The 26,699-nt window shown below is 64.1% G+C and carries 24 protein-coding genes and 1 pseudogene; 13 read left to right on the top strand and 12 right to left on the bottom strand.

Annotation, left to right across the window (positions count from 1 at the left end; genetic code table 11):
* Positions 1–155: 155 nt before the first annotated feature.
* From dapE to FQ705_RS34650, 4 genes and pseudogenes are all read left to right on the top strand, one after another.
* Positions 156–1,295 (top strand): succinyl-diaminopimelate desuccinylase, encoded by a 1,140-nt coding sequence (dapE, locus tag FQ705_RS27165; protein WP_144146425.1) that lies wholly within the window; start codon positions 156–158, stop codon positions 1,293–1,295.
* A gap of 17 nt (positions 1,296–1,312) precedes the next feature.
* On the top strand, positions 1,313–2,197 hold the full coding sequence (prmB, locus tag FQ705_RS27160) for a 50S ribosomal protein L3 N(5)-glutamine methyltransferase (protein ID WP_144146422.1): 885 nt from the start codon (positions 1,313–1,315) through the stop codon (positions 2,195–2,197).
* 216 nt (positions 2,198–2,413) lie between these two features.
* Positions 2,414–2,530, top strand: a pseudogene (locus FQ705_RS35020) (hypothetical protein); the annotation flags it as partial.
* 219 nt (positions 2,531–2,749) lie between these two features.
* Complete coding sequence (locus FQ705_RS34650) at positions 2,750–4,171, top strand: cardiolipin synthase (protein WP_409934739.1); 1,422 nt, start codon at positions 2,750–2,752, stop codon at positions 4,169–4,171.
* A gap of 55 nt (positions 4,172–4,226) precedes the next feature.
* On the opposite strand, the gene FQ705_RS27145 is transcribed toward FQ705_RS34650, so the two are convergent.
* The gene (locus tag FQ705_RS27145; RefSeq protein WP_144146419.1) at positions 4,227–4,706 is read right to left on the bottom strand and encodes a glutathione peroxidase; all 480 of its coding nucleotides are present in this window, start codon (positions 4,704–4,706) and stop codon (positions 4,227–4,229) included.
* A 135-nt stretch (positions 4,707–4,841) separates the two neighbouring features.
* On the opposite strand from FQ705_RS27145, the gene FQ705_RS27140 reads away from it, so the two are divergent.
* Entirely contained in the window at positions 4,842–6,782 is a 1,941-nt protein-coding gene (locus FQ705_RS27140) for an ATP-binding cassette domain-containing protein (RefSeq protein WP_144146414.1), read from the top strand.
* Between the two features lie 96 nt (positions 6,783–6,878).
* Positions 6,879–7,946, top strand: coding sequence for a CaiB/BaiF CoA transferase family protein (locus FQ705_RS27135; protein WP_144146699.1), 1,068 nt, complete (start codon positions 6,879–6,881; stop codon positions 7,944–7,946).
* Positions 7,947–7,975: 29 nt separating this feature from the next.
* Here FQ705_RS27135 and FQ705_RS27130 read toward each other — a convergent pair whose 3' ends face one another.
* The 3 genes from FQ705_RS27130 to alr form a co-directional block, all read right to left on the bottom strand.
* Positions 7,976–8,254 (bottom strand): DUF2866 domain-containing protein, encoded by a 279-nt coding sequence (locus FQ705_RS27130; RefSeq protein WP_144146411.1) that lies wholly within the window; start codon positions 8,252–8,254, stop codon positions 7,976–7,978.
* Between the two features lie 144 nt (positions 8,255–8,398).
* Positions 8,399–9,775 (bottom strand): DNA repair protein RadA, encoded by a 1,377-nt coding sequence (gene radA, locus FQ705_RS27125; protein WP_144146408.1) that lies wholly within the window; start codon positions 9,773–9,775, stop codon positions 8,399–8,401.
* An 86-nt stretch (positions 9,776–9,861) separates the two neighbouring features.
* Positions 9,862–10,932 carry an alanine racemase gene (alr, locus tag FQ705_RS27120; protein WP_144146405.1) on the bottom strand — a complete coding sequence of 357 codons (1,071 nt, stop codon included), beginning with the start codon at positions 10,930–10,932 and terminating at the stop codon, positions 9,862–9,864.
* Positions 10,933–11,150: 218 nt separating this feature from the next.
* Between alr and lplT the strand changes: the two genes are divergently transcribed.
* Together lplT and thiD are read left to right on the top strand one after the other, a co-directional pair.
* Positions 11,151–12,461 carry a lysophospholipid transporter LplT gene (lplT, locus tag FQ705_RS27115; protein WP_144146403.1) on the top strand — a complete coding sequence of 437 codons (1,311 nt, stop codon included), beginning with the start codon at positions 11,151–11,153 and terminating at the stop codon, positions 12,459–12,461.
* A gap of 80 nt (positions 12,462–12,541) precedes the next feature.
* Positions 12,542–13,348, top strand: coding sequence for a bifunctional hydroxymethylpyrimidine kinase/phosphomethylpyrimidine kinase (thiD, locus tag FQ705_RS27110; protein ID WP_144146401.1), 807 nt, complete (start codon positions 12,542–12,544; stop codon positions 13,346–13,348).
* 55 nt (positions 13,349–13,403) lie between these two features.
* Here the strand turns inward: thiD and FQ705_RS27105 are convergent, their stop codons facing one another.
* The 4 genes from FQ705_RS27105 to tsaB are packed head-to-tail and all read right to left on the bottom strand — an operon-like array spanning position 13,404 to position 16,684.
* Positions 13,404–14,405 (bottom strand): DUF1853 family protein, encoded by a 1,002-nt coding sequence (locus FQ705_RS27105; RefSeq protein ID WP_144146696.1) that lies wholly within the window; start codon positions 14,403–14,405, stop codon positions 13,404–13,406.
* Positions 14,405–15,391, bottom strand: a complete 987-nt coding sequence (locus tag FQ705_RS27100; protein WP_144146398.1) for a uracil-DNA glycosylase family protein — start codon at positions 15,389–15,391, stop codon at positions 14,405–14,407. Before FQ705_RS27100 ends, FQ705_RS27105 begins: the two co-directional genes overlap by 1 nt.
* Positions 15,378–15,872: a ribosomal protein S18-alanine N-acetyltransferase gene (rimI, locus tag FQ705_RS27095; protein WP_144146395.1), complete on the bottom strand. Its 495-nt coding sequence runs from the start codon at positions 15,870–15,872 to the stop codon at positions 15,378–15,380. The genes FQ705_RS27100 and rimI overlap by 14 nt, the downstream gene beginning before the upstream one ends.
* Positions 15,869–16,684 (bottom strand): tRNA (adenosine(37)-N6)-threonylcarbamoyltransferase complex dimerization subunit type 1 TsaB, encoded by an 816-nt coding sequence (tsaB, locus tag FQ705_RS27090; RefSeq protein ID WP_144146392.1) that lies wholly within the window; start codon positions 16,682–16,684, stop codon positions 15,869–15,871. Before tsaB ends, rimI begins: the two co-directional genes overlap by 4 nt.
* 210 nt (positions 16,685–16,894) lie before the next feature.
* Here tsaB and FQ705_RS27085 point away from each other — a divergent pair, with 210 nt between their 5' ends.
* From FQ705_RS27085 to aceA, 3 genes are all read left to right on the top strand, one after another.
* A complete protein-coding gene (locus FQ705_RS27085; RefSeq protein ID WP_144146389.1) occupies positions 16,895–17,164 on the top strand; it encodes an acyl-CoA-binding protein in 270 nt (89 codons plus the stop codon).
* A gap of 405 nt (positions 17,165–17,569) precedes the next feature.
* Complete coding sequence (locus FQ705_RS27080) at positions 17,570–19,234, top strand: DEAD/DEAH box helicase (RefSeq protein WP_144146387.1); 1,665 nt, start codon at positions 17,570–17,572, stop codon at positions 19,232–19,234.
* Positions 19,235–19,695: 461 nt separating this feature from the next.
* Complete coding sequence (gene aceA / locus FQ705_RS27075) at positions 19,696–21,003, top strand: isocitrate lyase (protein WP_144146384.1); 1,308 nt, start codon at positions 19,696–19,698, stop codon at positions 21,001–21,003.
* Positions 21,004–21,277: 274 nt separating this feature from the next.
* On the opposite strand, the gene FQ705_RS27070 is transcribed toward aceA, so the two are convergent.
* Both FQ705_RS27070 and FQ705_RS27065 read right to left on the bottom strand, forming a co-directional pair.
* Positions 21,278–21,712, bottom strand: coding sequence for a universal stress protein (locus FQ705_RS27070; RefSeq protein WP_144146381.1), 435 nt, complete (start codon positions 21,710–21,712; stop codon positions 21,278–21,280).
* Between the two features lie 166 nt (positions 21,713–21,878).
* Positions 21,879–22,781 carry a LysR family transcriptional regulator gene (locus FQ705_RS27065; protein ID WP_144146378.1) on the bottom strand — a complete coding sequence of 301 codons (903 nt, stop codon included), beginning with the start codon at positions 22,779–22,781 and terminating at the stop codon, positions 21,879–21,881.
* Positions 22,782–22,931: 150 nt separating this feature from the next.
* Between FQ705_RS27065 and FQ705_RS27060 the strand changes: the two genes are divergently transcribed.
* Together FQ705_RS27060 and aceB are read left to right on the top strand one after the other, a co-directional pair.
* On the top strand, positions 22,932–23,750 hold the full coding sequence (locus FQ705_RS27060) for a haloacid dehalogenase type II (protein ID WP_144146375.1): 819 nt from the start codon (positions 22,932–22,934) through the stop codon (positions 23,748–23,750).
* 101 nt (positions 23,751–23,851) lie between these two features.
* Positions 23,852–25,444, top strand: a complete 1,593-nt coding sequence (gene aceB, locus FQ705_RS27055; protein WP_144146693.1) for a malate synthase A — start codon at positions 23,852–23,854, stop codon at positions 25,442–25,444.
* Between the two features lie 174 nt (positions 25,445–25,618).
* On the opposite strand, the gene FQ705_RS27050 is transcribed toward aceB, so the two are convergent.
* Complete coding sequence (locus tag FQ705_RS27050; RefSeq protein WP_144146373.1) at positions 25,619–26,020, bottom strand: gamma-glutamylcyclotransferase; 402 nt, start codon at positions 26,018–26,020, stop codon at positions 25,619–25,621.
* A 78-nt stretch (positions 26,021–26,098) separates the two neighbouring features.
* The gene (gene rraA / locus FQ705_RS27045) at positions 26,099–26,593 is read right to left on the bottom strand and encodes a ribonuclease E activity regulator RraA (RefSeq protein ID WP_144146370.1); all 495 of its coding nucleotides are present in this window, start codon (positions 26,591–26,593) and stop codon (positions 26,099–26,101) included.
* Positions 26,594–26,699: the final 106 nt, after the last annotated feature.

Raw genomic sequence — 26,699 nt, 5'->3', positions numbered from 1 at the left:
CAATCAGGTTCCGGCGCGCGCATCGCATCGCATCGCATCGCATCGCAATACGTGGCAAAACGCGGCCTCGCCGCGTTGCCTGAAAGCTGTTGCCGGCTGCGGTGTTGCACCGTCAGCCGGCATTTTTTCATTTCAAAGTGGCTTGTACTGAATCCATGTCCGGCACCCTCGCCCTTACCGAACAACTGATCTCGCGCGCGTCCGTTACGCCCGACGACCAGCATTGCCAGCGCCTCCTGATCGAACGCCTGTCGGCAATCGGCTTCGGGCACGAAACGATCGAATCGAACGGCGTGACCAATCTGTGGGCCGTCAAACGCGGCGTGGATGGCACGAAGGGCAAACTGCTCGCCTTCGCCGGCCATACCGACGTCGTGCCGACCGGCCCGCTCGAACAGTGGCAATCAGCGCCCTTCGAACCGACCCATCGTGACGGCAAGCTGTACGGGCGCGGTGCGGCCGATATGAAGGCGTCGATCGCGGGCTTCGTGGTGGCGAGCGAGGAATTCGTCGCGGCGCACCCGGCGCATCGCGGCACGATCGCCTTCCTCATCACGAGCGATGAAGAAGGCCCGGCCACCGACGGCACCGTCAAAGTGGTCGAGGCCTTGCAGGTGCGCGGCGAGCGCATGGACTATTGCATCGTCGGCGAGCCGACGTCGAGCGCGCAGCTCGGCGACATGGTGAAGAACGGCCGGCGTGGCTCGATGTCCGGCAAGCTGATCGTCAAGGGCGTGCAAGGTCACATCGCCTATCCGCATCTGGCGAAGAATCCGGTGCACCTGCTCGCGCCCGCGCTGGCCGAACTGGTCGCCGAAAGCTGGGACGACGGCAACGAATACTTTCCGCCCACCACGTGGCAGGTGTCGAATATCCACAGCGGCACCGGCGCAACCAACGTGATCGCGGGTCACGCGGACGTGATGTTCAATTTCCGCTTTTCGACCGCCAGCACGGTGGAAGGCTTGCAGGCCCGCGTGCAGGCGATCCTCGACAAACACGGCCTTGAATACGACCTGCACTGGTCGGTGAGCGGCCTGCCGTTCCTCACGCCGCGCGGCGAACTGTCGAACGCGCTCGCCCAGGCGATCAGGGACGAGACCGGTGTGACGACCGAACTGTCGACCACCGGCGGCACCTCGGACGGCCGCTTCATCGCACGCATCTGCCCGCAGGTGATCGAATTCGGGCCGCTCAACGCCAGCATCCACAAGATCGACGAACATATCGAAGTCGCACACATCGAGCCGCTGAAAAACGTGTATCGCCGCGTGCTCGAACAACTTATTGCGTGACCCAAGGACTATTTGCGATGACGCTCCCGTTTTCCACTGTTCGCGACCTGCTGCGTTTCGCGGTGTCGCGCTTCAATCAGGCCGATCTGTCGTTCGGCCACGGTTCGGCCAACGCTTACGACGAAGCCGCCTACCTCGTGCTGCACACGCTGCATCTGCCGCTCGATCTGCTGGAGCCGTTTCTCGACGCGCGCCTGAGCCCGGCCGAAGTCGACGCGGTGCTGAACGTGATCGAGCGCCGCGCCACCGAGCGCGTGCCGGCCGCCTACATCACGCAGGAAGCGTGGATGCATGGCTTCCGCTTCCACGTGGATGAGCGTGTGATCGTGCCGCGCTCGTTCATCGGCGAACTGCTGCAGGACGGTTTGCAGCCGTACGTGGAAGATCCCGAGCAGGTGGGCGCGGTGCTGGAGTTGTGCACGGGCTCCGGCTGCCTCGCGATTCTCGCGGCGCACGCCTTTCCGAACGCGGATATCGATGCGGTCGATCTGTCGGCGCCGGCGCTTGAAGTCGCCACGCGCAACGTCACCGAATATAAGCTCGAAGACCGCATCGCCTTGTTCGAAGGCGATCTGTACGCGCCGCTCGCCGAGCGCCGCTACGACGTGATCATCAGCAATCCGCCGTATGTCAATGCCACTTCGATGCAGGAATTGCCTGCCGAATACAAGCACGAGCCGGACATGGCGCTGGCAGGCGGCGACGACGGCATGGACATCGTGCGCCGGATCATTTCCCAGGCGCGCAACTGGCTGACCGAAAACGGTGTGCTCGTGGTCGAAATCGGCAACGAGCGCGCGAACGTGGAAGCCGCGTTCGGCGGCCTCGATCTGGTGTGGCTGTCGACCAGCGCCGGTGATGACAACGTGTTCCTGATTCAGGCTGCCGATCTGCCGGTCTGAGGTTTCATCGTCGATCTCCGCGAAGCGCGGCAGGGGTAGCTCTCCTGCCGCGCTTCGTGTTTTCTGCGGCCCGCGCCCGGCGCATTCGTGGGCGACGCCGTCGCGCGTGATCCGAACCGCCCTCAACCCGTGCGCGTTCGGTAAGATGAGCGCGGTCAGCTGTCTGCTGCGCGCTTGCGCGAGCCCGGCGGCCTTTTGCCAACCCTTCTGCCGCCTATGCAATTCGACCTGCTTCACGTTGGCCCGCTGGTCGCCCTGTGCCATATCCTCGGCGTGGTCGCGGCGTGTCACGCGATTCTCAACACCCGCACCTCGCAAGGCGCGATCGCGTGGGCCGTGTCGCTGGTCGCCATGCCTTATCTCACGGTGATTCCGTATCTCTTCCTCGGCCGCAGCAAATTCGCGGGTTACGCGGACGCGCGCCGGGTCGAGAACGAATTGATGCGCACGCGGGCGCATCCGCCGGAATGGGATACCCAGGCTTCGTCGGCGGGATTGCCTACGCAGGAGCTTGGAGCGAGACTCGTGCATTCGCTCACGCGCCTCGGCGGCATGCCTTTCCTGCCGGGCAATTCCGTGCGCACGCTGGTGAACGGCGCGGCAACTTTTGAAGCCATTTTCGAAGCCATCGAGAGCGCACGGCGCTACGTGATCGTGCAGTTCTTCATCGTGCGCGACGATGCGCTGGGCGAAATGCTCAAAGACGCACTGATCGCAAAAGCCCAACAAGGTGTGCGCGTCTACTTCCTGTACGACAGTATCGGCAGCTTCGATCTGCCTCACCGCTACGTGGCGGCGCTGCGCGCGGGCGGCGTGGAGACGCATCCGTTCGCCACCAATCGCCGCTTCGTGAATCGTCTGCAACTGAATTTCCGCAATCACCGCAAGATCGTTTCAGTCGATGGCGAACGCGCGTTCGTGGGCGGCCACAACGTGGGCGTCGAGTATCTCGGCGGCAAACCACCGCTCTCGCCGTGGCGCGATACGCATATCGAAGTGCGGGGGCCGGCGGTCGCCAGCATCCAGTTCGTGTTCACCGAAGACTGGCACTGGGCGACGCAACAGATGCCCGAATTCGATATGCCGACGGCGCGCCCGGAGGATCGGACCGATGACGCGCCGGTCGCCGCGTCGAACGAGGCAGCGAGCCGGGTGATCGCCGTTGCGTCGAACCACTCTTCGGATCACGCGATCGCAGCACTGTCGAACGCCTCGGCGACCCATGGCCTGGCTACGCTCGCGACGACTCCGGCTACGGTGAGCGCCGAGAGCGCACCCACTGCGGAAGACCGGGTAGATCACCGGCCAGACAACCGGACGAGCGACCCGGCAGACATCCCGGCCGCCGATGCATTGGCAACCCTCTCGACCATCCTGGCGGGCGATCCACTCGACACCCCGCCCGATCACCCGGCCGCGAACCACGCCATGCACTGCCTCGTCGTACCGAGCGGGCCCGCCGACAAACAGGAGACCTGTTCCCTCTTTTTCGTCGAAGCGATCAATGCGGCGCGCGAGCGTATCTGGATCACCACGCCCTACCTCGTGCCCGACGAAGCCGTGTTCTCGGCGCTGCGCCTCGCCGTGCTGCGCGGCGTGGACGTGCGCATTCTGATTCCTAGCCGGCGCGATCATCTGGTCGTCTTCGCGGCCTCGAAACTCTACGCCTACGACTCGTTGCGCGCGGGTATCCGCATCTTCCGCTACCAGCCGGGTTTCCTGCATCAGAAGGTGGTGCTGATCGACAGCGTGGCCGCGGCAATCGGCAGCGCCAATCTCGACAACCGTTCGTTCCGCCTGAACTTCGAGATCATGGTGCTGACCGTGGACCGCGGCTTTGCCGGCGAGGTCGAAACCATGCTGCTCGCCGACTTCGCCGAATCGCTCGAAATCGATCGCAACGAATATCGGGAAGCGAGCGCATGGCGACGTGTGGCAATGCACGTGGCGCGGCTCTTCTCGCCGATCCTGTAAACGCCGCGTTTCGCACGCAAGTCGCGGGTGCGCCTCGAGCGCGCACCCCGCTGCCTCACAACAGCTTTTCGATATCCTCGGTGATCGCCTCGGGCTTGGTCAGCGGCGCATAGCGCTTGATCACACTGCCGTCGCGGCCGATCAGGAATTTGGTGAAATTCCACTTGATCCCTTCGAGGCCCAGCAGGCCCGGTGCCTCGCCTGTCAGATAGCGGAACAGCGGATGCGCGTTCGCACCGTTCACGTCGACCTTGTCGAACATCGGAAAGGTCACGCCATAGTTCTTTTCGCAGAAGCTGCCGATCTGGGTGGCGTCGCCCGGCTCCTGTTTGCCGAACTGGTTGCACGGAAAACCGAGCACCGCGAGACCACGTGCCGCGTAAGTGTCGTACACCTTCTGCAGACCCGCGTATTGCGGCGTGAAGCCACATTCGCTCGCGGTATTGACGATCAATAAAACCTTGCCCTGATACTGCTCGAGACTCACTTCCTCGCCGCCGAGCGTACGTGCCGAAAACGAATAAATCGATGTCATGTGCTCCCCCCGTAAAAGCCGTCAGTCTATGCCAAAAGCCGGGCCGGTACAGTCGGCCGAATGGCCGATGCCGGTTGAGCGCCCGGTGTCAGCCCCGGCAGTCTAAAATAGCGGTTTTCTTCCGCCGGCCTCTTCGTGATCCGCTTTAACCAGTTCAGTCTCGCGCGCGGCACCAAGCCGCTCTTCGACAACACCACGTTCACCCTCAATCCCGGCGAGAAGGCTGGCCTGGTGGGGGCGAACGGCGCGGGCAAGTCGACGCTGTTCGCCGTGCTGCTCGGCGAACTGCATGCGGACGGCGGCGATTTTTCGATGCCGCCGACCTGGCGGATCGCCCACGTCGCGCAGGAAACCCCCGCCGCAGATAAGACCGCCCTCGCCTACACGCTCGACGGCGACGCCGCGTTGCGCTCGATCGAAGCGCGCATTGCCGCCGCGTCGGCCGCGCACGACGGCGCGGCTGAAGGCGAAGCGCACGCGGCCTTCGCGGACGCTGACGGCTACACCGCTCCCGCTCGCGCCGAAGCCCTGCTGCTCGGCCTCGGCTTCACGCTGGAACAGACACGCGAGCCGGTCAGCAGTTTCTCGGGCGGCTGGCGCATGCGACTGAATCTGGCGCAGGCGCTGATGTGCCGCTCCGACCTACTGCTGCTCGACGAGCCGACCAATCACCTGGACCTCGACGCGATCGTCTGGCTCGAAGACTGGCTGCACCGTTATCCCGGCACGTTGATCGTGATTTCGCACGACCGCGAATTTCTCGACTCGGTCTGCAACGTCACGCTGCATCTGGAGCAACAGCAGATCAAGCGTTACGGCGGCAATTACTCGCAATTCGAGATCCTGCGCGCGCAGCAGATCGCATTGCAGCAGAGCGCGTATGAGAAACAGCAGCGCACCGTCGAGCATCTGCAGAGCTACATCAACCGCTTCAAGGCCCAGGCTACCAAAGCGCGTCAGGCGCAGAGCCGTGTGAAAGCGCTGGAAAAGATGGAGCTGATCGCGCCGGCGCATGCTACATCGCCCTTCACGTTCGAATTCCGCACGCCCGACTCCGCGCCGAATCCGATGATGGTGATGGAGAACGTGCGCTGCGGTTATCGCAACGAAGAAGAAGGTATCGAGATTCCGATCGTCGAGCACGTCATGCTGTCGATTCAGAACGGGCAGCGCATCGGCCTGCTCGGTGCCAACGGCCAGGGCAAGTCCACGCTGATCAAGACGCTGGCCGGCACGCTCGAAGCGCTCAGCGGCCATGTGCGCGAAGGCAAGGGGCTGCGTATCGGCTATTTCGCGCAGCATCAGCTCGAAACGCTGCGCGCGGACGACACGCCTTTGCAGCATCTCGCGCGGCTCGCGCCGGACACCCGCGAACAGGAATTGCGCGACTTCCTCGGCAGCTTCAACTTCTCCGGCGAAATGGCGACGGCGAAAATCGCGCCGTTCTCCGGCGGTGAGAAAGCGCGCCTCGCGCTTGCCTTGATCATCTGGCAAAAGCCGAATCTACTGCTGCTCGACGAGCCGACCAACCATCTGGACCTCGAAACGCGTCATGCGCTGACCATGGCGCTCGCGCAATTCGAAGGCACGCTGATTCTGGTTTCGCACGACCGGCATCTGCTGCGCGCGACGACCGATCAATTCATGCTGGTCGCGAAGCATCGCCTGCAGGAGTTCGACGGCGATCTCGACGACTACCGCGACTGGCTGCTGCAGCACGCGGCCGATCAGCGCGCGGCGCTCAAGGCCGGTTCCCCGGAGAACGGCGCCGGCGATAGCGACAACGGCGTGAACCGCAAGGAGCAGCGGCGTCTCGAAGCGGAAACGCGTCAGAAGCTCGCGCACCTGAAAAAACCGCTGCAAAGCCGCATCAACAAGATCGAGAAGGAAATGGACTCGCTCAATGCCGAGAAGGCGACGCTCGATGCGTTCGTCGTCGATCCGGCGAGTTACGAGCCCGGGCAGAAGAGCAAACTGACGGAGGCAATCCGTCGTCAGGCAGATGTGAACGCGCGCCTCGAAGCACTCGAAGCCGAATGGCTCGAGACTCACGAGGAACTCGAACAAATCGGCTAGCGGCAGGCTGTTGCGATCCGCGCCGGCATCGAGGGGAGTTTGGCCTTGTCGTCCACGACTATATCCGTGTCTCCGTCCGCTGCAACGCCGCCGGCGTTGCAAGGACTGCGCGTGCTGGACCTGACGCGCCTGCTGCCGGGACCGGTGGCCGCCCTGCGGCTCGCCGAACTCGGCGCCGATGTGCTGAAGATCGAAGCGCCCGGCGCAGGCGACCCTACCCGCACGATGATGCAGTCTTCGAGCGACCGCGTGGCCGGCCGGCCCGGCGCGTTCTACCGGCTGGTGAACCGCGGCAAACGCGAGACGCGTCTCGACCTCAAATCGGAAGCCGGGCGCAACGTGCTCTGCGCGTTGGCCGCCGAAGCGGACGTGCTGATCGAAAGCTTCCGGCCCGGTGTGATGGAGCGTCTCGGCGTCGGCTACGAAACTTTGCGCGCGATCAACCCGCGGCTCGTCTACTGTGCGATCAGCGGTTACGGCGCGAGCGGCCCGTTCGTCGACCATGCCGGTCACGATCTGAACTACATCGGTTACGCGGGCGTGCTGGAACAACTGGCGAGCCGTGACGGCACGCCGATCCTGCCGAATTTCCAGATCGCCGACCTGCTCGGCGGAGCGCTCAGCGCGGTTACGCAGATTCTCGCGGCGCTCTGGTGCGTGTCGCGAGGCGGCGAAGGCCGTTTCGTCGACGTATCAATGACGCACGCGACCTACGCGCACAACGTCGTCGCTCAGGTCGGGCTCGCCAACGACGGCGACGCGCCGCCGGTCGGCGCAGGTCTGCTGAACGGCGGCGTACCCTGCTACAACCTCTATCGCACGCGCGATAACCGCTGGCTCGCGGTCGGCGCACTCGAACTGAAGTTCTGGGAAACGCTGTGCATGGCGCTCGACCGGCCCGAATGGGCCACCCGACACTGGAGCCTCGGTCAGGCGATCGGCGGCCCGGACGCCGCCGCGCTGGCGCAGGAGCTGGCCGACGTGATCGGCAAGCATGATCTGGAAGATTGGGTATTGCTGCTGGAGCCACTCGACTGTTGCGTCTCGCCTGTGTTGACGGCAGCGGAAGCCGCGCGGCATCCGCTGTTCAATCCGCAGGCGTACGCCGCGGCGAGCGAAGGCGAAGGCGAAAACAAAAACGATCAGAGCAGGCTGACCGGCTAACGCTCAACCTCTGGCCCGAGGCCAGAGCCTCAGCGGCGCACCACGGTCTGCCGTGGCAAGGTCTGACGCGGCGTCTTTTCGTCGTCGTAGAGAAAGTGTTTGCGGCCTTCCACATGACGGTTGATGGTGGCGCGCACCTCGGCCGCCGTTACATCTTCAGCGACTACGCGGCGCGAAATCTGCCCCGTCGTGTCGATCCACTCGACAATCCGGCAGGCGCCGCCCCATGGCTGACGAATCGGTGCGGAGACGCGGCAGCCGCGCACCTGCATCGGCCGCTCGGGTACGGTTTCATATGAGTGTTTCAAGGCGCGGTCCTTTTTCGGGCATAGGGATGCGATGCAATATCCGTGCAGCTTAAGAAAAAGGAATGGCGCTCAGGTTACAGCCAATATGGAGATATTTACCGACCATTACGGCGCAAAGGACCCCCGCCGACGCCCTCGCCCCGTCTATTCAAGCGTGCGGACCCGATCGATGGCCTGTTCGATCCGCTCGACCGCAACGACCTGTAAGCCTTCGATCGGCTGTTTCGGCGCGTTTGCCTTGGGAATGACCGCTACCGAGAAGCCCAGCTTGGCCGCTTCCTTGAGCCGGTCCTGACCGCGCGGCGAGGGCCGGATCTCGCCGGCCAGCCCCACTTCGCCGAACACCACCAGCCCCTTCGGCAGCGGCTTGTTGCGCATCGACGAGTGAATCGCCAGCAGCACCGCCAGGTCGGCGGCGGGCTCGGTGATCTTCACGCCGCCCACCGCGTTCAGAAACACGTCCTGATCGAAACAGGCGATGCCGGCGTGGCGGTGCAGCACCGCCAGCAGCATCGCGAGCCGGTTCTGTTCGAGGCCGACTGCGAGCCGGCGTGGATTCGGCGCGTTGGCCGAGTCGACCAGCGCCTGCACTTCCACCAGCAACGGACGGGTACCCTCCTGCGTCACCAGCACGCAGGAACCCGGCACCGACTGCTCGTGCTGCGACAAAAACAGCGCCGACGGATTGGCGACGCCGCGCAAGCCGCGCTCGGTCATCGCAAACACGCCCAGTTCGTTGACCGCGCCGAAGCGGTTCTTGATCGCGCGCACGAGACGGTACGACGAGTGAGTATCGCCCTCGAAGTACAGCACCGTATCGACGATGTGCTCGAGCACGCGCGGCCCGGCGAGTGCGCCTTCCTTCGTGACGTGGCCGACCATGATGATGGTCGTGCCCGACTGCTTGGCGATGCGCGTGAGTTGCGCCGCGCACTCGCGGACCTGCGCGACCGAGCCCGGCGCGGAGGTCAGCGCATCGGAATAGACCGTCTGGATCGAGTCGATCACGGCGACGTCGGGACGCTGCTCGGTGATCGTCGCCTGGATTTTTTCGAGCTGGATTTCCGCCAGCAATTGCAGCTCGCTCGCTTTCGAGCCGGGCTCCAGCAAGGAAAGCCGTTGCGCGCGCAACGCAATCTGCGCGGCCGATTCTTCGCCGCTGATATAGAGCGCGCGTTTGTCCGCGGCGATTTCGGCGAGCGATTGCAGCAACAGCGTGGATTTGCCGATGCCCGGATCGCCGCCGATCAGCACCACGCCGCCGGGCACCAGACCGCCGCCGAGCACGCGGTCGAATTCGCTGACGCCGGTGGAAAAGCGCGGCACGTCGGACGCGTCGATGTCGGCGAGGCGGCGCACTGGCGCGCTCTTCGCGAGAGACTGGAAACGGTGGGTGGAAGGCGCTTCGGCCACCGATTCGACCAGCGTGTTCCACGCCTGGCATGAGGGGCACTGTCCGGCCCATTTCGGCGATTGCCCGCCGCATTCACTACAGATGTACAAGGTTTTCGGTTTAGCCACGCGCGTTTTTGCCTGTGTTGCGGTTTGCTGGATAGATACGCTGGATGGGCCGCCGCGCGCAGCGGCCACGGGAAAGGCCGCGCGCCTTATTCGGCCCGCACCGGCACGCGCGGCGCGACCGCGCACATCAGCTCGTAGCCGATCGTGCCGCACGACTGCGCAACGTCGTCGATGGGCAACGCGTTGCCCCACAGTTCGACGCGCGAGCCGACGTTGGCGGTCGGCACCGGCGTCAGATCCACCGTGAGCATGTCCATCGACACCCGACCGACGATCCGCGTGCGCACACCGTCGACGATCACCGGCGTGCCTTCCGGCGCGACGCGCGGATAGCCGTCCGCGTAACCGCACGCCACCACGCCGATGCGCATCGGCGCGCGCGACCTGAAGGACGAGCCGTAACCGACCGTCTGCCCTTCGGTGAGCGTCTGCACGGCGATCAGCTCCGAGGCCAGCGTCATGGCCGGTTGCAAACCGGTGCCTTCGATCGCGGCCGTGACACCCGAGGGCGACGCGCCGTACAGAATGATGCCCGGCCGTACCCAGTCGAAATGCGCGGCCGGATGCCACAGCGTAGCCGCCGAATTGGCGAGGCTGCGCGCGCCGGCGATGCCCTGCGCGCCGCGTTCGAACGCCTCCATCTGATAGTCGATGCCGCGTTCGCCGTCGGCATCGGAAAAATGGGTCATCAACGTGATCTGGCCGACGCCTTGCGCCGCGCGCGCCCGTTCCCACGCCGCGCGGAATTTCTCCGGCGTGTAACCGAGCCGGTTCATACCGGTGTTCATCTTCAGCTGGATGTTGACGGGCTTGGACAGACGCGCCATTTCGAGCATGCGCAGCTGTTCGTCCGAATGCAGCGCGGTGCTCAGGCTGTAGCGGTCGATTACGTCGATATCGGTCGGACGAAAGAAACCTTCGAGCAGCAGAATCGGACCGGCCCAGCCCAATTCACGCAACTTCACCGCTTCTTCGAGGTCCAGCAATCCGAAGCCGTCGGTGGCGCGCAGGCCCGGAAAAGCGCGCGCAAGCCCGTGCCCGTAGGCATTGGCCTTGACGACGGCCCAGATTTTGGATTTTGGCGCGTAGCGCCGGGCGACGGCGAGATTATTGGCGAGAGCGGCAGTGTGGATCGTGGCTGAAAGGGGGCGCGGCATGGGATATTTTCGTAAAGACGCTTGCGAATCAGCGGCTTACAGGGCGTTTTCAGCGCTCGGCAGCCCGCTGGGCGGTGCGATCAAGGATTCTGCTAGTCCGAATCCAGCTATTTTCATGATATAAAGCCGTGCGCACAACCCATTTCGAACGGCATAAGCCCGGACGCTTTGCACACGGCCGGGGCGGACAGACCGCAGCGAGGAAAGCATCGCATCAGATGAAAAAAGGTTTTTACACCATCATGGCCGCGCAGTTTTTTTCGTCGCTGGCCGACAATGCGCTTCTGATCGCTGCTATTGCACTGCTGAAAGATCTTCACGCCCCGAACTGGATGACGCCGCTGCTCAAGTTGTTCTTTGTGCTGTCGTACGTCGTGCTGGCCGCCTTCGTGGGGGCCTTCGCCGATTCCCGTCCCAAGGGTCGCGTGATGTTCGTCACCAACACCATCAAGGTGCTGGGCTGCATCACGATGCTGGTCGGAGCGCACCCGTTGATCGCCTATGGCATCGTGGGGTTCGGCGCGGCGGCCTACTCGCCCGCCAAATACGGCATCCTCACCGAGCTTCTGCCGCCTGACCGCCTCGTCGCCGCGAACGGCTGGATCGAAGGCACCACGGTCGGCTCGATCATTCTCGGCACGGTGCTCGGTGGCGCGCTGATCAGCCCGCACATCGCCGCGCCGATCCTGCGGCAGCACATTCCCACGGTCAACACGCCGGCTGAAGCCGCGATGCTCGTCATCATGGCGATCTACGTGGTCGCCGCGCTCTTCAACCTGCGCATTCCCGACACCGGCGCCCGTTACCCGAGACAGGAGCGCGGCCCGATCAAGCTGGTCACCGATTTCGCCGACTGTTTCCTCGTGTTGTGGCGCGACAAGCTCGGCCAGATCTCGCTTGCGGTCACCACGCTGTTCTGGGGTGCGGGCGCGACGCTGCAATTCATCGTGCTGAAGTGGGCCGAAGTGTCGCTGAACATGTCGCTCTCCGAAGCGGCCATTCTGCAGGCGGTCGTGGCCGTGGGCGTCGCCGCCGGCGCGATCTTCGCCGCCTCGCGCGTGCCCTTGAAGAAATCGCTCTCCGTGCTGCCGGTCGGAATCATGATGGGTATCGCCGTGATGCTGATGGCCTTCTACACGCGCGATCTGTTCCCCGCGCATTGGGGCCTGCACATCGGCCACTTCCGCGTGCCGGGCTATCTCATCTTTGCGTATATTTTCCTGATGATCGTCGGCGGCCTGTCGGGCTTTTTCGTCGTGCCGATGAACGCGCTACTTCAGCATCGCGGTCACGTGCTGCTGTCGGCGGGTCATTCGATCGCCGTGCAGAATTTCAACGAAAACCTCTCGGTGCTCGTGATGCTCTGTCTGTACGCGGTGCTGGTCTGGCTCGACGTGCCGGTCGCCGCGGTGATCGTGCTGTTCGGCACCTTCGTGTGCGTGATGATGTGGTTCGTGATGCGCCGTCATCAGGCCAACCAGCGCGCCTTCGACTCGGTCGCGCTGATCGGCGAAGTCAAGCAGCACTGACCCGCAGCGGGCCGGCTCTCGCGAGCGGGCCCGTGTCATCCTCGCGTCATCCTCGCGTCATCCTTCTTCCTCGCTTTGCCATGACTCAACCGATTCCCAATGTGCTGACGATCGCCGGTTCCGATTCCGGCGGCGGTGCTGGCATTCAGGCCGATCTGAAGGCTTTTTCGGCGCTCGGCGCTTACGGCGCAAGCGTGATCACCGCGCTGACCGCACAGAACACGCGCGGCGTCACCGCGATTCACGCACCGGACCCTGGTTTCATTACGGCGCAGCTCGATGCGGTGTTCGATGACATCCGCATCGACGCCGTGAAAATCGGCATGCTGGCCAACGCGCCGATCGCACGCGCGGTGGCCGAAGCGCTGCGTCGCCACAGGCCGGGACACATCGTGCTCGACACGGTGATGATTTCGAAGAGCAATCACGCGCTGCTGCTACCCGATGCGGTCGCGGCGGTGCGTGACGAATTGCTGCCGCTGGCCGATCTGCTGACGCCTAATCTGCCGGAAGCCGCCGCGCTACTCGGTGTGGAAGCTGCGACGGATGAGGCCGGAATGGTCGAGCAAGGCGAAGCGCTGCGCGCGCTCGGCGCGCGTGCGGTGCTGATGAAGGGCGGCCATCTGAGCGCGGCGGACAGCCCGGATTGGCTCGTGCAGGACAGCGGCACATTGCGCCTGGGCGGTCCGCGCGTGCCGGTGAAGAATACCCATGGGACCGGCTGCACGCTGTCGTCGGCGATTGCGGCGCTGATTCCGCAGCGTGGCGATCTGGCAAGCGCGGTTGCGGACGCGAAGGTTTATCTGACCGGCGCGCTACAGGCGAGCGACCGGCTCGCGGTCGGTCACGGCGTCGGGCCGGTGCATCATTTTTATCGGTGGTGGTGAGGCTGCTGGGCTGCGTCGTACGCATGGTTCGCGGGACGCAGTCGATCGCTGCCCGTCAGGCGCGACGTGCGTAGTCCCGTGCCAGTTCCGGCCACTCGTCCGGCACGATGAAACCGCGCGAGCGCTCGATCAGATTGCCAGTACTGTCCTCGACGAATGCGGCAACCATCGACGGACCATGCTGCTGCGATAGTTGCGCGGCAAGCGTGCCGGCATCGATAAAAAACGCTTCCTCGGGCGGCGTCACGCCACGCTCATAGCGCCTCGGCGCGAGCCATTCCAGCCTCGGCAGTGGCCGCCAGCATCGCGCATGCGTCGCGCTAAAAGCCGGCCAATCGCTGCGCGTCACCCACCAGCCGCATCCATGCGCTGGGTCGAGTGCGTCGGGGTCGACCGGCGTCTCGCCATGCCGGCAGAACAGCCAGCCTTTGATGAACATTTGCGGCGTCCACGGCCCCGCATGGCCGACCGAAGCAAACTCCTCGCGCGCACTCAACGGCAACTGATGATTCAGCACATGCGCGAGCTTGAGGTCGAAGCGGTCTTTCAGGTTTGGGCCGACGTAGTCCGCCAGTTGCGCACGCGAGTCGCCGGCGTGCAGATAGCACTTCACGGCGAGTTCCCAATGAAGCCGCTCGCCCGCTTGCGTGCGCAGCAGAAAATCGCACTCACCGAGCGTGACGCCGTCGCGCCGCAGCGGCACACCCGCGGCGATCAGGCGCGCGCCGGGTCCATTCTCCAGAAACCAGCCAAGCAGCCGCTCGGCATAGCGACCGAGTCGCGTGATGCGTGGTTCAGCGAGGTTGCGATGTAACGGCTCGGGAGCGGCATCGAGCGCCCGTAGCCAGTCGACGGTCGCGTGGAACGCGTGGGGCGTGTCGAAGGGAGTCGCCAGGATGCCCACAGGCGGTTGCGCACGCAACAGGTCGGCGCTCAGCAGCAGCCACGCGAGATCACGCACCGCGGGGTCGCGCAATGTGTCGAGCAGCGTATCGAGCACTTCCCCATGCGCAGCGCGCATGAAAACGGGACGCGCCGCCGGCGCATCCGCAGCCATCACTGCGACGCGCTCGACGGCGCGTTGTCAGCCGCGCGCCACGTGTCGCGCGCAAGGCATAGGTCGGCCCAAGCCTTGGCCTTGTCGGGCAGACTGCGCAGCAGGTACGCCGGATGATAAGTGACGATCACCGGCACGCCTTCGTATCCATGCACGCGGCCACGCAGCGACGAAATGCTGGCGTCGGTCTTCAGCAGACTTTGCGCGGCAAAGCGGCCCAACGCGACGATCAGCTTCGGTTTGACCAGTCCCACCTGACGTTGCAGATAAGGTTCGCAGCGCGCGACTTCGTCCGCTTCGGGATTGCGGTTGCCGGGCGGCCGGCACTTGATCACGTTCGCGATGTAGACGTTGGTGTCGCGCGCGAGCGTGAGCGAACGCAGCATGTTGTCGAGCAGCTTGCCGGCCTGGCCGACGAACGGCTCGCCCAGCCGGTCCTCGTTTTCACCGGGCGCCTCGCCGATCAGCATCCAGTCGGCCTCCCGATCGCCGACGCCGAACACCGTGTTGGCGCGCTTTTCGCAAAGGCGGCAGCTTTCGCAGGCAGCGACGCGCTGGCTCAACGCGTCCCAATCGAGTGTGTGGATGGCAGGCGCCGCAGGCGCTTCCCGACGCGCTTCAGCAGTCGCCTGTCCGGGCGGGTGGGCGGGCAGATCGTCGAACCATGCGAAATCGTCCTCGGGTGGCGATGCGTCGGAAGCGGGTTGCCGGGGGACGCGAGATTGCGGTTGCGGTTGCGGTTGCGGTTGCGGTTGCGGTTGCGGTTGCGGCTCGTTCGCACGCACGACTGGTTGCACGCCATCCCGTTCTACTGGAACGGAAGGCAACGTCTGCGCTGCGCCGCGCCCATCGTCGCGCTGCGTGCCCTGCCCGGCGTCGGTTCCGGCTTGCGCTTCAACGGCCGGTTCCTGTGCGGCAGCCATACCGCGACGCACCCACAACGGGGTGAGTCCAAACTCTTCCAATACCGATTCATGCAGCGCCATCTGCGCCCTCCGTGGCAAACGAGAAACGCATCACGATGGCGTCCTCCCGGCTGCGATGCCGCGCCGGATAATAATTTTTGCGCCGGCCGATCGAAGCAAAGCCGAAGCGTTCATAAAGCCGGATCGCCCGATGATTCGACGGCCGCACTTCGAGCAGCAGCCCCTCGAGCTTTTCGGCGCGGGTCATGCGCACCGCTTCGCGCAGCAGCGCGAGCCCGGCGCCGGCGCCCTGCGCGGCCGGCGTCACGCACAGATTGAGCAGATGCATTTCGTCGACCACCGGCATCAGCACGCAATAACCGATCAGCGTGCCCGTGACATGCCGCAGGCAGATGCCGAAATAGCCGTTGCGCAGCGAGTCGCCGAAGTTGCCCCGGCTCCACGGAAATTCATAGGCGATTTTCTCGACGGCGGCGACCTCGTCCAGATCGCCTTCGGTCATCGGCGATATGTAGCGGTCGGCTAGCAACACGCCACTCATTGCCGGTGCTCTCCGTGCGGTGCGTTTTGCGCTCCACTATTGGCGATTTGAGCGGCCTCGTCGGCAGCTTTAGCCGCCTTGGCGGCTTTTTCTGCTTTCTCGGCGACGCGCTCCACCGTGGTTTGCGCGACCTTGTTGCGGATGTATTCCGGCGCCGCCTGATCGGCCGGCACCGTGCGGCCGGCACGAAGCGCGCGCAACGCCGCGTGGACCAGCGCTCCGGCATGCGGCAACGCTTCGCCATCGACCACGCGTGCGGCGGCGACAGCCGGCAATCGCGCGCCAAAAGCCGCCGCGGCGTTGCCCACCAGCGTGAACGGCACCTCCGGCAACACCACGCGCTCCGGCGCATCGAGCGACGCCGCCTGCACGGTGCGCCACTCGCCCTGAGCGTCGTCCCAGGCGTAGTCGGCCCAATAGACTTCGTCCATGCGCGCGTCGAGCGCGGCGAGCACGCGCGTCGCCGACGGATCGCGCAAGCGTGCACTTTCGGCGCAGGCCAGCAAGGTGCTGACCGGCACCACCGGCAAATTCAACCCGAACGCGAGTCCCTGCGCGACGCCGGTAGCCGTACGCAAACCGGTAAACGAGCCGGGTCCGGAGCCAAAGGCGATCGCGTCGCAGTCGGCCAGTTTCAGGCCGGCTTCGTCGAAAAGTTCGCGGATTGCGGGGAGCAGGCGCGTGCTGGAAACCGCACCGGTTTGCTCGTGGCGGACCCAGAGCTGGGGAGCGGTGCCGCTGCCGATGGACAGCAGCGCCACCGAGCAGAATTCGGTCGAGGTATCAAGGGCAAGGAGCACAGTTTGAGTCATGGACCGTATTGTAATCGGCGCGGCGCGCGCCCATGTGGTTTGGACCGCGTTGGATTCCCGCGGACTGACGGTCACGGTTTGGAAGCAGCGCGTTGGATTCGCCTGGGTCGACGGCGCGGTTTGGAAGGAGCCCTCGGTCCGGCCGCGCCGCTCAGTTGCTATGATCGTCGGCCGACTTCAACCCGATCCCGCCCGGCGGGCACCACGACCATGACCGACATCAATAGCCAATTCGCCCAAGCCCAGGAAGACGTCAAGCAACTGCCGGAGCGTCCGGGCAACCTGACCCTGCTGCGTCTCTACGCCCTCTTCAAGCAGGCCAGCGAAGGCGATGTCACGGGCGACAAGCCAGGCTTCACCGACATCGTCGGCAAATACAAGTACGACGCGTGGGCCGCGCTCAAGGGCACCGCGCAGGACGCCGCCAAGCAGCAATACGTCGATCTGGTCGAATCGCTCAGGAGCGGCGCCTCGGCCTGATCCCGCTTCGATAATTAGGACTTTTCCGAATAGGAAATGTCCTAATGGTGGCGCAGTGCAACAAAACCCTATACAATGCTGCCTGCGCTTCACTGCTTTGCCCGGCTTTCCTCTAGCGGCCTTTGCGGCGCAGCGCCTCGTAGCGTTTAGCTCCAATCCAGTTTAGAACCTGTCCCCTCCTGCCTAGCCCCCTACGGGCGATCATGTCCCAGGCTGGCGGCACGCCGTGTTGGCATGTCGCATCCGATACAGCTTCTAACGAAAAGCTCGCCTTCATTGTCGCGAGCTGCCCCCGTTTTTCGATTTGCTCGCTGCTTCTTTGCTCGCTGAATCCGACGACTTGGGTATGCCGATTGGCGCCGACGTTTTAATTCCGTGTGTACCAAGGATTTACCAAGGATTCTCATGACTTCGAGCAATACCAATAGCCCGCTGAACGCCATCGCCGATCAAGCCCTCGGTTTCGCCGACGCTCCCGAACAAGCTGCAGCCGTTGCTGCCGCTCCGGAAGCCGTTGTCGCTGAAGCCGCTGCGCCGACCGGCCCGACGTTCGCGTCGCTGGGTCTCTCCGCGGATGTCGTCTCCGCGCTGACCGCCGCCGGTTATCAAAACCCCACGCCGGTTCAACAACGCGCCATCCCCGCCGGTATCGCCGGTCGCGATCTGATGGTCTCGAGCCCGACCGGTTCGGGCAAGACCGCCGCGTTCATGCTGCCGGCTATCGAGCGTTTCTCGCAACTGCAAAAGTCGCAAGCCAGCCAGCCGCGTGAGCCGCGCCCGGCCGACGGCGCTCGCACCACGCGTCGTCCGCAACCGGTTGCACGTCCGACCATGCTGGTTCTGACGCCGACCCGCGAACTCGCGATGCAGGTCACCACCGCTGCCTCCACGTACGGCAAGCACCTGAAGCGTCTGCGCACCGTCAGCATTCTGGGCGGCGTCGCATACGGTCAACAGCTGATGCTGCTGGCGAAGAACCCGGAAATCCTGGTTGCTACGCCGGGTCGTCTGATCGACCATCTGGAACGCGGCCGTATCGATCTGTCGCAACTGCAGATTCTGGTGCTCGACGAAGCCGACCGCATGCTCGACATGGGCTTCATCGAAGACATCGAAACGATCGTTGCCGCTACGCCGGCTACGCGTCAGACGATGTTGTTCTCGGCCACGCTCGACGGCAAGATCGGTTCGCTGACCGGCCGCCTGCTGAAGGATCCGGAGCGTATCGAGATCGTTCAACGCCTCGAACAACGTACCAACATCTCGCAAACGGTTCACTACGTGGACGACCGCGATCACAAGGATCGTCTGCTCGACCACCTGCTGCGCGACGAAGGCCTCGATCAGGCTATCGTCTTCACGGCCACCAAGATGGACGCTGACCAACTGGCTGGCCGTCTGGCCGACGCCGGTTTCGAATCGGCAGCTCTGCACGGCGATCTGCCGCAAGGCGCGCGTAACCGCACCATCAAGGCACTGCGCGAGCGTCGCGTTCGCGTGCTGGTCGCAACGGACGTCGCCGCTCGCGGTATCGACATCCCGGGCATCACGCACGTGTTCAACTACGATCTGCCGAAGTTCGCTGAAGACTACGTGCACCGTATCGGCCGTACCGGCCGTGCTGGCCGCTCGGGTATTGCAGTGAGCCTCGTGCACCACGCTGAACAAGGCGCGCTGAAGCGCATCGAGCGCTTCGTGCGCACCCCGCTGCCGGTCAATGTCGTCGCAGGCTTCGAGCCGCGCAAGTCGGCTCCGTCGGGCAACGGCGGCCGTCCTGGCTTTGGCGGCCGTGGCCGTCCGGGCGGTGGCAACGGTGGCGGTGCTGGTCGTCGCTTTGGTAGCGGCAGTGGCGCTGGCAAGCCGGCCGGCAACGGCGGCGGTTCGCGCAGCGGCAGTGGTGGCGGCTGGGCCGGCAAGTCCGCTGGCAGCGGTTCGCGTGACGGTGGTTCGCGTGAAGGCTTCGGCGGTTCGCGTGACGGTGGTTCGCGCGAAGGCTTCGGCGGTTCGCGTGACGGCGGCTACGGCGCGCGCCGCAGCGACGGCCCGCGTACGGCGCGTCGCGGCAGCTAATTGCTGAAGTGAGCGTAGGCTGCTTCGGGTCGCAAGACCGGTTGCAGCGCTCACGAAGTACTCGCAGTCAGCTAGAAAAAGACCAGGATGGCCCCGCGCCGTCCCTGAGTCGAAAGAAACCGGTGCTCAGGCGCCGGTTTTTTTTCGTCCCGACTCCAGGCACGGTCTAAATTTCACGATGTGGAAAATTTTTTTGCGTCGTAAAAAATCGTGCTGCACAGCACAAGACAGCCTATTGCAAGATGGAAAAAATCGTTTCTTAATGCGAAACGTCAATTACAAGCCATTGATTTAAAACAAATATAAATATCACAAAAACGCTTCGCGACGGCTATTGCAGCGCCGTCGATTTGCCTAGACTCTTCTATAAGACTTCACGAAAACGAAACGTCCAACCGGGCCAACCGCTTCGCAGAAGGCAGATAGTCACCCATCCATTACAGGCAAATAAGGAGCACACCATGACGACGCGCGAAGAACAAGCCAAGCAACTCCAGCAGCAATGGGAAACCGATCCGCGCTGGAAAGGCGTGAAGCGCAGCTACACGGCGGAAGACGTGATCCGTCTGCGTGGTTCGGTGCAAGTCGAGCACACGCTCGCCAGGCGCGGCGCCGAAAAGCTGTGGGAAAGCGTCAACACCGAGCCGTTCGTCAACTCGCTCGGCGCGCTGACCGGCAATCAGGCGATGCAGCAGGTGAAGGCTGGTCTGAAGGCGATCTATCTGTCGGGCTGGCAAGTGGCGGGCGACGCGAACGTCGCCGGCGAAATGTACCCGGATCAATCGCTGTATCCGGCCAACTCCGTGCCGCTCGTCGTCAAGCGCATCAACAACACGCTGACGCGCGCCGACCAGATCCAGTGGTCGGAAGGCAAGGGTCCGGGCGACGAAGGCTATGTGGACTACTTCCAGCCGATCGTGGCCGACGCGGAAGCCGGTTTCGGCGGCGTGCTGAATGCCTTCGAACTGATGAAGGCGATGATCGAAGCCGGCGCTGCGGGCGTTCACTTCGAAGACCAACTGGCGTCGGTGAAGAAGTGCGGCCACATGGGCGGCAAGGTGCTCGTGCCGACCCGCGAAAACATCGCCAAGCTGACCGCCGCGCGTCTGGCCGCCGACGTCTCCGGCACGCCGACCGTGCTGCTCGCTCGCACCGATGCGGAAGCCGCCGACCTGATCACCTCGGATATCGACGACAACGACAAGCCGTTCCTGACCGGCGAGCGTACGGTGGAAGGCTTCTACCGCACCAAGCCGGGTATCGAACAGGCGATCTCGCGCGGCCTCGCCTACGCGCCGTACGCCGACATGATCTGGTGTGAAACCGGCAAGCCGGACCTCGAGTTCGCGAAGCAATTCGCCGACGCGATCCACAAGGAGTACCCGGACCAACTGCTGTCGTACAACTGCTCGCCGTCGTTCAACTGGAAGAAGAATCTGGACGACGCGACCATCGCCAAATTCCAGCGCGAACTCGGCGCGATGGGCTACAAGTTCCAGTTCATCACGCTGGCCGGCTTCCACGCACTGAACTACTCGATGTTCAACCTCGCGCACGGCTACGCCCGCAACCAGATGACGGCTTTCGTCGAAATGCAGCAGGCTGAATTCGCCGCCGCCGACAAGGGCTTCACCGCGGTCAAGCACCAGCGCGAAGTCGGCACGGGCTACTTCGACGCCGTGACGCAAACGGTCGAACGCGAAGCGTCGACAACCGCGCTGCACGGCTCGACGGAAGACGAACAGTTCTTCGAGAAGAAGGTCGCGTAAGCGTATCGACACCGACCCCGCGGCCTGATCGCGGGAACGGCAAGGCAGACAGACGATCAAGCGGCTCCGTCAGAGAGCCGCCGTCACAGGGAGGTCGGGTCTTCGGGGCGTCGGCGGTCAAGTTCGTCGCCCCGAAGGCCGGAATCTGGGAGAAAGGGCTGCAGCGCAGATAAAGCCAGCACAGCGGAATCGTGCGGCGAGTACGGGACGTGCCGGCCTTGTCGCCGGCGCGTTTTTTATGCCGCTGACGGACGCGCGAGTCGTGACGCCTCAGTCAGCGATACACGATTACCGGAATCTTCGTATGCGTGAGCACGCGCTGCGTTTCGCTGCCGATCAGCAGGCTGCCGAGACCGCGCCGCCCGTGCGAGGCCATGAAGATGACGTCGCAGCCACCCTGCTCCGCCGCTTCGATGATGCCGAGATACGGCGCCGGATGCACGCTGGTGCGGCTCACCACCTCGACACCGACGCGGTGCGCCGCCATCTCGATGTCGCGCAGATGCACGCGCGCTTCGCGTTCACTGCGCTGCAGAAACTCGGACGGCGGCTCGACCACCACGTCGGAAAACGGCGAGTACGGATATTGCGGCAGGCAGGCATAGGCCGTGATGCGCGCGCCGACGGCCTGCGCGAGATCGATCGCGCCGTTGATCGCCTTGCGCGACAGGTCGGAACCGTCGGTCGGAACCAGAACGTGTCTGAACATGATGCCCTCCCTCACAGGCTGCACGCCGCGCGGCGTCAGCGTTCAACGAGGCTCGGCGTACAAGCCGCTTCAATCGATTGTAGGTCGTGAGCGCGCGAGGGAGTGGATCGGCCGAGGGTCTGTCCGCATATCGGAAACCCCCTGCAACTCGCGACGCCGGGCGCGATCAGCCCCAATACCCGGGATGCCCATACGTATGCTTGAGGAAATCCAGAAACAGCCTCACCCGCAGCGGCAAATGACGGCGCTGCGGAAAAACCGCGTGGATGCCGATCGGTGGCGCGGCGAATTCATCGAGCACACTCACGAGCCGGCCCGCCGCGATATCGGTGCCGACTTCCCACCACGAGCGCCACGCGAGACCATAGCCCTCCATGCACCACTCGTGCAGCACCACGCCGTCCGAGCATTCCATCGTGCCGGACACCTTGATCGAGACCACCTTGTCGGCTTGCTGGAATACCCAGCCGCGCTGCTGATTGGCGCTCGCGCCGAGCGCAAGACAGTTGTGATGCGCGAGATCGGCGAGCGTATGCGGCGCGCCGCGCCGGCTCAGATATGCGGGCGACGCCACGCACACGCGCCGGTTCTCGCCGAGCTTGAGCGAGACCAGCGACGAATCGGGCAACTCGCCGAGCCGCACCGCACAATCGAAACCTTCGTTGACGAGATCGACCAGCCGGTCGGACAGATCGAGCGTGATCGACACATCCGGATGGGCGACCGTAAAGGCCGGCACCAGCGGCGCGACGTGGCGACGCCCGAAACCCGCCGGCGCGGACAGCCGCAAATGGCCGCTCGCTTTGACCCCGCCCGCCGAGACGCTCGCCTCGGCGTTCTGCATGTCGTGAATGATGCGCTGACAGTCTTCGAGAAAGGCCGAGCCTTCGAAAGTCAACGTGATCTTGCGCGTGGTGCGCACCAGCAATTTGACGCCGAGACGCTCTTCGAGCGCGTCGATCCGTCGGCCGATGATCGCGGGCGCGACGCCCTCGGCCGAGGCCGCCGCAGACAGGCTGCCCTTCGCCGCGACGGTCGTGAAAGTTTCGATCTGCTTGAAACGGTCCATGGGAATTGGAGCCGCAGCGGTGCGGGAAAGTGGTCGGTGCGCGTCAGATTAGGTGCATGAAAGTAAAAGATCAAGTGATCTTTAGCCTCTTTTTTAGCGTAGAGCATCACTAATACAATCCTCCCTGACCTCTGATAGGAGTGCACGGCAATGTCGGCCACAACGACACTCTCCCCAAAAGCAGTGATTTTCGACGCATACGGCACGCTGTTCGACGTGCATTCGGTGATCGCTGCCGCGGAGCAGATGTTCCCCGGTCATGGCGACGCGCTCTCGCAGTTGTGGCGTCAGAAGCAGATCGAGTACACGCAACTGCGTACGCTCGCGGCGCCCGCGAATGCACCCGGCGCGCACTACCGGCCGTTCTGGGACATCACGCTCGACGCACTGCGCTTCGCCGCAAAAAAGCTTCAGCTCACGCTGGGCCCCGCGGCCGAAAAGCGTCTGATGGACGAATACGCGTGCCTGTCCGCTTTCCCCGATGCCGTGTCCGCGCTGCGTTTGTTGCGCGATGGACCCGCGTCGGCCGGACAGACGTCGACGGAAGACGCCTCCCATTCACGTCCCAAGCTCGCGATCCTCTCCAACGGCAATCCGCAAATGCTGGACATCGCCGTGAAGAGCGCCGGCATGACGAACCTGTTCGACCACGTGCTGTCCGTCGACGCGGTGCGCGTCTATAAACCCTCGCCCGCCTCTTACGCGCTCGCGACGCAAGCCTTCGACGCGCAGCCGCGCGAGCTCGTCTTCGTGTCGTCGAATGGCTGGGACGTGGCGGGCGCGACGTGGTTCGGCTTCACCACTTTCTGGCTCAACCGGCAAAACGCACCCGTCGAAGAACTGGGCATCGCGCCGCATGGCACGGGCGGCAGCATGAACGATCTGCTCGCCTTTCTGAAAAAACCCACGTCGCCTGGCCGCACCAACGGCCCCGGCGGCAGCCGCACGCGCCACAGCCCTGGCGCATGAGGCTGTCACCGGACCCGCGACATACCTCCACCCCATTTCAACATATGCATCTTTGCAATCTGACCGACCAAGGAGAAAACATGGCGAACCCGCAGTCATCGATGTTGACGTCACTGCCGTTGCCGCAGGGCATGGAAATTACGGCTGAGATCAAGCCGGGCTATGAAGCGATCCTCACGCGCGAAGGGCTCGAACTCGTCGCCGCCCTGCATCGCACCTTCGAACCGCGCCGTCAGCAGTTGCTGCAGGCGCGTGTGGAACGCACCCAGCGGCTCGATGCCGGCGAACGCCCCGACTTCCTCGCCGGGACGAAGAGCGTGCGCGAAGGCGACTGGACCATTGCCGCGCTGCCGCAGGATCTGCAGCGCCGTCGCGTGGAGATCACCGGTCCGGTCGAGCGCAAGATGATCATCAACGCGCTGAACTCGGGCGCGGATTCGTACATGACCGACTTCGAGGATTCGAATGCGCCGAGCTGGGACAACCAGATCACCGGCCATATCAATCTGAAGGACGCGGTGCGCCGCACGATTTCGCTGGAGCAGAACGGCAAGTCGTATCAATTGAACGACAAGGTCGCTACGTTGATCGTGCGTCCGCGTGGCTGGCATCTCGACGAGAAGCACGTGACGGTGGACGGCAAGCGCGTGTCGGGCGGCATTTTCGACTTCGCGCTGTACATGGTTCACAACGCGAAAGAACTGGTGGCGCGCGGCTCGGGCCCGTACTTCTATCTGCCGAAGATGGAGAGCCACCTTGAAGCGCGTCTGTGGAACGACATTTTCGTCGCCGCGCAGGAAGCGGTCGGCGTGCCGCGCGGCACGATTCGCGCGACCGTGCTGATCGAAACGATCGTCGCCGCGTTCGAAATGGACGAGATCCTGTACGAGTTGCGCGAACATAGCTCGGGTCTGAATGCCGGGCGCTGGGACTACATCTTTTCGGCAATCAAGAAGTTCAAGGCCGATCGCGATTTCTGTCTCGCCGACCGCTCGCAGATCACGATGACCTCGCCCTTCATGCGTGCCTATGCGCTGCTGTTGCTGAAGACGTGTCATCGTCGTCATGCGCCGGCGATCGGCGGCATGAGCGCGCTGATTCCGATCAAGAACGATCCGGCCGCGAACGACAAGGCGATGGGCGGCGTGCGTTCCGACAAGGCGCGCGACGCCGGCGACGGCTACGACGGCGGCTGGGTTGCGCATCCGGGTCTGGTGCCGATCGCGATGGAAGAATTCGTCAAGGTGCTCGGCGACAAACCGAACCAGATTGGCAAGCAACGCGACGACGTGCTCGTCACGGCCACCGATCTGATGGACTTCCGTCCGGAAGCACCGATCACCGAAGGCGGTCTGCGCAACAACATCAACGTCGGCATTCACTACCTGGGTTCATGGCTCGCGGGCAATGGCTGCGTGCCGATTCACAACCTGATGGAAGATGCCGCTACCGCGGAAATTTCGCGCTCGCAGGTGTGGCAGTGGATTCGCTCGCCGAAGGGCAAGCTCGAAGACGGCCGCAAGGTGACAGCCGAGCTGGTGCGCGAACTGTCGGCGCAGGAACTCGACAAGGTGAAGCAGGCCGTGGGCGGCGATACGACGCCGTACGATCGCGCCGCACAGATCTTCGAGCAGATGTCGACGTCGGAGCAGTTCACCGACTTCCTGACGCTGCCGCTGTACGAGGAAATTTGAGGCACGCGGCTTGCCTCATCGCATCGGATTGATTCGATGCATTCGCAACGAACGACGCAGTAGCAGGCACGCCTTCTTTCACATGAAGGCGGCTTGCGTCGCAAGACTGACCGACCGGACGGCCCGACAGGCGCATGCTTGCCGGGCCGTTTTTTTACCCGTGACGCGTGAGCTTCAGCGGGTGGTGCGGTACTCGACCCAGTCGCCCGACTTGATCTCGGGCAGGCCCTTCACCGCATTGGGCGTGACGGGATAGAAGCGGCAGTTGACGACGTCGCCGTCCACTTTCACCATCACTTCACGCGCCAGAAAGCGGTCTTCGACGCCCGGATAGACAGCTTCGATCTCGTCGAGCACCGCGACCAGTTCGTCCTCGATTTCGTAGACGTCGCCAATCACATCGACGCCCGCCTCGTCGGCGACAAGGCCCGGATACGAGCCGAAGTCGAACAGATGGCCGCGCACGCTGGCCGTGCCGAGCAGGTTGGGCGCGTCGATGTCGTTGCGCGCTGCGGCATCGCGGATGTCGTTCACTTCACCGGCTCGCAAGGTGCCGTATACAAAGACAGTCTGCATTATTGTTTGCTCTCCTGAAGTGGGTAGTCGGGCGGTCCTGAAGCGAACCTTAGCCGCCCTGTGCCCGAAAACGCGGGTTCAATTCAGCGGTGCACTCGCCACCAGCACGCCGTCGATATCCGCATAAATCCATTCGCCGGGACGCACCCACGCGCCGGGCAGTTGCACCGGCACATCGCGTTCGCCCGCGCCGAGTCGCTGGCTGCGCCGCGGGCAGGTCGTCAACGCGGCGACGCCGACGTTGACTTCGTTCAACTCCAGCGCGTCGCGCACGCAGCCGTTCACGACGACGCCCGCCCAGCCGTTCTGCTCCGCGATCTGCGCGAGATTGCCGCCGACCAGCGCGCAGCGCAGGCTGCCGCCGCCATCCACCACCAGCACGCGGCCCGCGCCCTTTTCTTCGAGCGTGCTGCGCACCAGCGCGTTGTCTTCGAAGACTTTCAGCGTCACCGCTTCACCGCTGAAAGACTCGGTGCGGCTGAACAGGTGAAACACCGGCTCGAGCACACGCAAGGTGCCCTGCGCCAGTTGATCTTCGTGCGCGTCGCACAAATCCGCGGTAGCAAACGTCATGGCGTAGTCCTCGAGTCCGGGTAGTCGGGACATTATGCAACGATGGGTCGCGGGCAACACCTACAATGAGAGGCGCGCGGCGCGTCGGGCTCACGGCGATTCATGT

The sequence above is a fragment of the Paraburkholderia sp. BCC1884 genome (genome assembly GCF_900996225.1).
GTDB lineage: Bacteria > Pseudomonadota > Gammaproteobacteria > Burkholderiales > Burkholderiaceae > Paraburkholderia.
This window is presented reverse-complemented; position numbering and strand designations above follow the sequence as displayed.

What these genes read in the sequence shown, in the direction of transcription:
- rraA (WP_144146370.1), bottom strand. Translation starts at nt 26,593, where the DNA reads ATGACGTTTGCTACCGCGGATTTGTGCGACGCGCACGAAGATCAACTG.
- alr (WP_144146405.1), bottom strand. Translation starts at nt 10,932, where the DNA reads ATGCCGCGCCCCCTTTCAGCCACGATCCACACTGCCGCTCTCGCCAAT.
- aceB (WP_144146693.1), top strand. Translation starts at nt 23,852, where the DNA reads ATGTTGACGTCACTGCCGTTGCCGCAGGGCATGGAAATTACGGCTGAG.
- rimI (WP_144146395.1), bottom strand. Translation starts at nt 15,872, where the DNA reads ATGAGTGGCGTGTTGCTAGCCGACCGCTACATATCGCCGATGACCGAA.
- FQ705_RS27080 (WP_144146387.1), top strand. Translation starts at nt 17,570, where the DNA reads ATGACTTCGAGCAATACCAATAGCCCGCTGAACGCCATCGCCGATCAA.
- lplT (WP_144146403.1), top strand. Translation starts at nt 11,151, where the DNA reads ATGAAAAAAGGTTTTTACACCATCATGGCCGCGCAGTTTTTTTCGTCG.
- FQ705_RS34650 (WP_409934739.1), top strand. Translation starts at nt 2,750, where the DNA reads ATGCCTTTCCTGCCGGGCAATTCCGTGCGCACGCTGGTGAACGGCGCG.
- FQ705_RS27060 (WP_144146375.1), top strand. Translation starts at nt 22,932, where the DNA reads ATGTCGGCCACAACGACACTCTCCCCAAAAGCAGTGATTTTCGACGCA.
- FQ705_RS27050 (WP_144146373.1), bottom strand. Translation starts at nt 26,020, where the DNA reads ATGCAGACTGTCTTTGTATACGGCACCTTGCGAGCCGGTGAAGTGAAC.
- prmB (WP_144146422.1), top strand. Translation starts at nt 1,313, where the DNA reads ATGACGCTCCCGTTTTCCACTGTTCGCGACCTGCTGCGTTTCGCGGTG.
- thiD (WP_144146401.1), top strand. Translation starts at nt 12,542, where the DNA reads ATGACTCAACCGATTCCCAATGTGCTGACGATCGCCGGTTCCGATTCC.
- FQ705_RS27085 (WP_144146389.1), top strand. Translation starts at nt 16,895, where the DNA reads ATGACCGACATCAATAGCCAATTCGCCCAAGCCCAGGAAGACGTCAAG.
- FQ705_RS27145 (WP_144146419.1), bottom strand. Translation starts at nt 4,706, where the DNA reads ATGACATCGATTTATTCGTTTTCGGCACGTACGCTCGGCGGCGAGGAA.
- FQ705_RS27065 (WP_144146378.1), bottom strand. Translation starts at nt 22,781, where the DNA reads ATGGACCGTTTCAAGCAGATCGAAACTTTCACGACCGTCGCGGCGAAG.
- FQ705_RS27105 (WP_144146696.1), bottom strand. Translation starts at nt 14,405, where the DNA reads ATGGCTGCGGATGCGCCGGCGGCGCGTCCCGTTTTCATGCGCGCTGCG.
- FQ705_RS27100 (WP_144146398.1), bottom strand. Translation starts at nt 15,391, where the DNA reads ATGGCGCTGCATGAATCGGTATTGGAAGAGTTTGGACTCACCCCGTTG.
- aceA (WP_144146384.1), top strand. Translation starts at nt 19,696, where the DNA reads ATGACGACGCGCGAAGAACAAGCCAAGCAACTCCAGCAGCAATGGGAA.
- dapE (WP_144146425.1), top strand. Translation starts at nt 156, where the DNA reads ATGTCCGGCACCCTCGCCCTTACCGAACAACTGATCTCGCGCGCGTCC.
- FQ705_RS27070 (WP_144146381.1), bottom strand. Translation starts at nt 21,712, where the DNA reads ATGTTCAGACACGTTCTGGTTCCGACCGACGGTTCCGACCTGTCGCGC.
- tsaB (WP_144146392.1), bottom strand. Translation starts at nt 16,684, where the DNA reads ATGACTCAAACTGTGCTCCTTGCCCTTGATACCTCGACCGAATTCTGC.